This window comes from Streptomyces sp. NPDC059477, from assembly GCF_042749375.1.
Lineage (GTDB): Bacteria > Actinomycetota > Actinomycetes > Streptomycetales > Streptomycetaceae > Streptomyces.
In genome coordinates, this window is record NZ_JBHYUG010000066.1 from 32,114 (window position 1) to 36,923 (window position 4,810).

Consider the following 4,810-nt stretch of genomic DNA (forward strand, 5'->3'; position numbering starts at 1 on the left):
CGCGCGGTGTGGTGCCGCCCCCGGGCGCCGCTGTTCTCCCCCGCCCTCCCTGACCGGCGGCCCGGGGAGACCCGGGGCCCGGGTCTGTGTCACTCGAACGTGCTAATCGACGGGTTATCCGCCCGCGTGCCGCCCCGTGCCGTCCTAGGCTCCGGAGCCTGGACAGGCACGTCGGGGGAGGGCGTCATGGAGGCGAGACCGGCACGGGCCCGTGTGTACATCGCCTGTACCGCGCTGGCCGCGCTCGCCTGTCTCACCCCGCTGCCCGGACTGCGTACGCCCTGGTGGGCCGTCGCCCTGCTCGCCGCGCTGCACGCGGCCGGGGAGCGGCTCGCCCGCCGGCGCTTCGCCGGCACCTGCTACCCCGTCCTGCTGGCCGGCGCGTTCCTGCTGCCGGCGCCCGCCGCCGCCCTCGTCGTCCTGCCGGGCGCGCTGATAGCCGAGGTCGAGCAGCGCCCGCGCGGCTGGCGGCGGCTGTGGCGGGCCGCCCGGCTGGTGCTCGCCGTCTGGACCGCGACCCACATGCACTGGCTGTTCGGCGGCCGGGACGCGGTCGTCGCCTCCGACTTCCCCTACGCGCTGTTTCCGGCCGGGGCCGCCGTGCTCGCCTTCGGCCTGGTGCTGACCGCGCTGGACGGCGGGATCCTGGTGCTGGCCGAGGGCGTGCCGGTGCGGCGGGCCTGGCGCGGGCTGCTGGCCCGCTCGCTGGCGCCGGTCGCCGTGCACGGACTCGCCGGGCTGATGATGGCCGTGCTGTGGCGCAGCCCGTACGGCCCGGTGGCCGCGCTGCTGGTGCTGCTGCCGATGTGCGTGTCGTGGTGGGCCTTCGCCCAGTACCACCGGGAGAGCGCGGCCCATCAGGCGACCATCCGCGCGCTGGTGCAGGCCGTCGACATCAAGGACGGCTACACCCGGGGGCACAGTGAGCGGGTCGGCCGGGCGTCCATGATGATCGCCCGTGAACTCGGCCTGGACGAGGAGCGCGTCGAACTGATCCGCTTCGCCGGGATCCTGCACGACGTCGGCAAGCTCGGCGTCCCCACCCGGCTGCTGCGCAAGGACGGACCGCTCACCCCCGAGGAACGCCGGGTCATCGAACTGCATCCGGAGTACGGCCACGAGATGGTGCGCGGCATCGGCTTCCTCGGCGAGGCCCGCTCGGCGATCCTGCACCACCACGAACGCCTCGACGGCAGCGGCTACCCGTACGGCCTCGTCGGCCAGCAGATCCCCGAGCCCGCCCGGGTCGTCGCCGTCGCCGACGCCTTCGACGCCATGACCTCCACCCGCTCCTACAGCCGCGCCCGCCCGGTCCCCGCCGCCCTCGCGGAACTCCGCCGCTGCGCCGGTGCCCAGTTCGACCCGCGCATGGTCGAGGCCCTGGTCCGCGCCCTGGGCCGGGCCTCCACCGACGCCGGCTGGCATCCGGCGGTCACCGCGGACGAGACCCTGACGCCGCGCGTCTCGCTGCCCGCGGTGCGCAGACAGGGAGCGCATCGGTGAACCCCGGGGTCTGTGTCCTGCGGAGGCTGGTCCACGGGGGCGCGGGCCTGGTCGCGGGCGGATCGCTCGGGGTGACCCTGTGGGACGGGCTGGCGGACCGGGGGATCGCGCTGGCGTTCGGGCTGCTGGTGGCGGTGGGGGAGCTGACCCGGTGGACCTGGGCGCAGGGCCGGGAGGCGGCGCCGCTCGGGGCCGCCGGGGCACTGTCGTACGCGCTGCTCGGGGAGGTGGCCGGGGCGCCGACCGGGCACGGGGTCGCGCAGATCGTCACCGTGGTCTTCGCCGCCGCCCTGGCGGGGAGCGTGCCGCACATCGCGCGCGGACGCGGATCCACCCTCGACCATCTCTCCCGGCGGGTGCTCGCCGCCGGATTCGCCGCCGTCTGCTTCCAGCCGCTGTACACCCAGGGCGTGTTCGACGACTGGGGCGGCCCGGGGTACGCCCTGCTGCTCGTCACCATCCTCGCGCTCACCGCGCTGTGCGACGGCGTGCTCGCCGCCGCCTTCGCGCACTCCCGCACCGGCTGGCCCTTCGGCCCGCTGCTGCGCGAGGAACTGCGGGCGATGCGCGGGATCGGCTCGGCGGTGTGCGCGACCGGCGCGGTGATGGCGCTCGGCGTCGCGGTCGCCGGGCTGTGGGCGCTCCCGCTGTTCGCGCTGCCGCTGCTGCTCGCGCAGGTCACCTTCCGGCGCTACTCCGCCGTCCGGGCCACCTACCGGCAGACCATCGCCTCCCTCGCGCGGGCCACCGAGATCGCCGGGTACACACCGGCCGGGCACGCCCACCGGGTCGCCGCGCTCAGCCAGGCCGTCGGCCGCGATCTCGGGCTCACCGAGCCGGAGCTGACCGTGCTGGAGTACGCGGCCCTGATGCACGACATCGGCCAGCTCAGCCTGGTCGACCCGGTCCCGGCCGGTGCCACGGCCTCGCTGCCCGCCGCCGAACAGCGCCGGATCGCGCTGCTGGGCGGCGCGGTCGTCCGGCAGACCGGCGTCAACGCGGCCGTCGCGGCGGTGGTGGAACGGCAGGCCGACCCCTACCGCGAACAGCCGGTGGCCGCCAGGATCGTCCGCGCGGTGAACGCGTACGAGGAGAAGGCCCGGGACACCGGTCCCGGGGGGCCGCTCACCGCGCTGGAGGAGCTGCGCCTCGCCACCGCCGGGGACTACGCCCCGGAGGTCGTGGAGGCGCTCGCGCGGGTGCTGGCGAACCGGGGGGCGGGTGGTTGAGCGGTGGCGAAACGGCATGGTCTACCCCGGGCCCGGCTGGGTAACCCATGGGTAATGAGCGCCCTTCCAGCCGTACGTGGTTGGATGCGAGGAAGAGGGTGTCCGGGGGCATTAGCCAGCCCACCGAACGGAACTGGCAGGCGGGAATCGTGAGGATCTTCGGCAAGGGACGGCACCGGCCCTCCGCCTCCTGGCGGCAGGCCACGGACCGCGCCTTCACCCTGATCGGCGACGGCCGGTACGAGGACGCGGGAGCGCTGCTGACACGGGCGGCCGACCTGGAACCCTGGCTGTCGGAGTCCTGGTTCAACCTCGCCCTGCTGCACAAGTTCCGGCACGACTGGGAGCAGGCCAGAGCCGCCGGGCTGCGGGCCGTCGCCCTGCTGGAGCGGGAGACCGGGGCACCCGACTGGTGGAACGTCGGGATCGCCGCCACCGCCCTCCAGGACTGGCCGCTGGCCCGCCGCGCCTGGCAGGCGTACGGGCTGCATGTGCCGGGCGGTGCCACCGCCGCCGGGGAGCCGGTCGGGATGGACCTGGGCAGTGCCGCCGTACGGCTGTCGCCGGAGGGCGAGGCCGAGGTGGTGTGGGGGCGGCGGCTGGATCCGGCGCGGATCGAGGTGCTGTCGATCCCGCTGCCGTCGTCCGGGCGGCGCTGGGGCGAGGTCGTGCTGCACGACGGGGTGCCGCACGGCGAGCGGACCACGACCGCCGGGCACTCCTACCCCGTCTTCGACGAGATCGAGCTGTGGGCGCCGTCGCCGGTGCCGACCTGGGTGGTGCTGCTTGACGCCGCCACCGAGGCCGACCGGGACGCGCTGGAGCAGCTCGCGGCCGATGCCGGGTTCGCGGCGGAGGACTGGTCGTCGTCCGTGCGGCTGCTGTGCCGGCTCTGCTCGGAGTCCCGGATGCCGTCCGACGAGGGCGACGGGGAGCATCACGACCCGCACGATCACAGTGAGCCGGGGGCGCCGGGGCCGCTGGGGCACCGGACGGACGGGCAGCTGTGGGTGCCGGAGCGGGAGTGCGGGGTGGCTGCGCCGGCTTCCTTGGTACGGGGGTTGCTGGATGGGTGGGTGGCTGACTCGCCGGAGTCTCGGGACTGGCGGGATCTCGAAGAGGTGTGTTGATCTCTTGTTGCCGGGTGCGGGTCGTGGTCGCTTCTCGCGCAGTTCCCCGCGCCCCTGAGGGGCCGGTTGTCGTGCCCGTGATCGAGCCGAGGCTGCGGCCCTCAGCGAGCGGCGTCGCGCGTACCCTGTATCGGTATCTTCTCCCTGTTCTTGTGTAGGAAGGCGTACGTCCGTCATGGCTCAGCAGGACACCGAACAGCAGCACGTGGGCGTGCTTCCCGTCGACGGTGATGGGTTTGTCGTGGACACGGAGGACTGCGAGGAGCGGGAGCTGGCGTACCGGGAGCGGGGGGGCTCGCGGGCGATCACGGTCGTGGGCAATCCGGTGCTGCACAAGGAGTGCCGGGACGTCACCGTCTTCGACGACGAGCTGCGGCGGCTGATCGACGACATGTTTGCCAGCCAGCGGACCGCCGAGGGCGTGGGGCTCGCCGCGAATCAGGTCGGGGTCGATCTGAAGGTGTTCGTGTACGACTGCCCGGACGACGACGGCAACCGGCATGTGGGTGTGGTCTGCAACCCGAAGGTGGCCGAGCTGCCCGCGGACCGGCGGCGGCTGGACGACAGCAACGAGGGGTGTCTGTCGGTCCCGGGGGCCTACGCGCCGCTGGCGCGGCCGGACTACGCCGAGGTGACCGGGCAGGACGAACGGGGCAATCCGATCAAGGTGCGGGGCACCGGGTACTTCGCTCGGTGTTTGCAGCACGAGACCGACCACCTGCACGGCTACCTCTACATCGACCGGCTGTCCAAGCGCGAGCGCAAGGACGCGCTGCGGCAGATGGCCGAGAACGAGCCGCGCTACCCCGTGGTCGCCAACGACTGACGGCAGCCGGGGCGGCGGGTCCGCGCGGCCGCCCCACGCGCCCGACCGACGGGGGGCGGGCCGGGGTGGGGCGCGGGGGGGGGGGGGGGGCGGGCCCGCGGGGGGGGGGGGGGCGGGCGCGG

General features: G+C 74.6%; 4 protein-coding genes. All 4 read left to right on the forward strand.

Going from position 1 to position 4,810, the window contains the following annotated elements; all coding sequences use genetic code 11:
- Positions 1 to 186 precede the first annotated feature (186 nt).
- The 4 genes from ACFXAZ_RS27745 (at position 187) to def (ending at position 4,688) form a co-directional block, all read left to right on the forward strand.
- The gene (locus ACFXAZ_RS27745) at positions 187 to 1,503 is read left to right on the forward strand and encodes an HD-GYP domain-containing protein (protein WP_384596744.1); all 1,317 of its coding nucleotides are present in this window, start codon (positions 187 to 189) and stop codon (positions 1,501 to 1,503) included.
- Entirely contained in the window at positions 1,500 to 2,732 is a 1,233-nt protein-coding gene (locus tag ACFXAZ_RS27750) for an HD-GYP domain-containing protein (RefSeq protein ID WP_384596746.1), read from the forward strand. The genes ACFXAZ_RS27745 and ACFXAZ_RS27750 overlap by 4 nt, the downstream gene beginning before the upstream one ends.
- Before the next feature lie 149 nt (positions 2,733 to 2,881).
- Complete coding sequence (locus ACFXAZ_RS27755) at positions 2,882 to 3,862, forward strand: tetratricopeptide repeat protein (protein ID WP_384596768.1); 981 nt, start codon at positions 2,882 to 2,884, stop codon at positions 3,860 to 3,862.
- A gap of 175 nt (positions 3,863 to 4,037) precedes the next feature.
- Positions 4,038 to 4,688, forward strand: a complete 651-nt coding sequence (gene def, locus ACFXAZ_RS27760) for a peptide deformylase (protein ID WP_384596748.1) — start codon at positions 4,038 to 4,040, stop codon at positions 4,686 to 4,688.
- Positions 4,689 to 4,810: the final 122 nt, after the last annotated feature.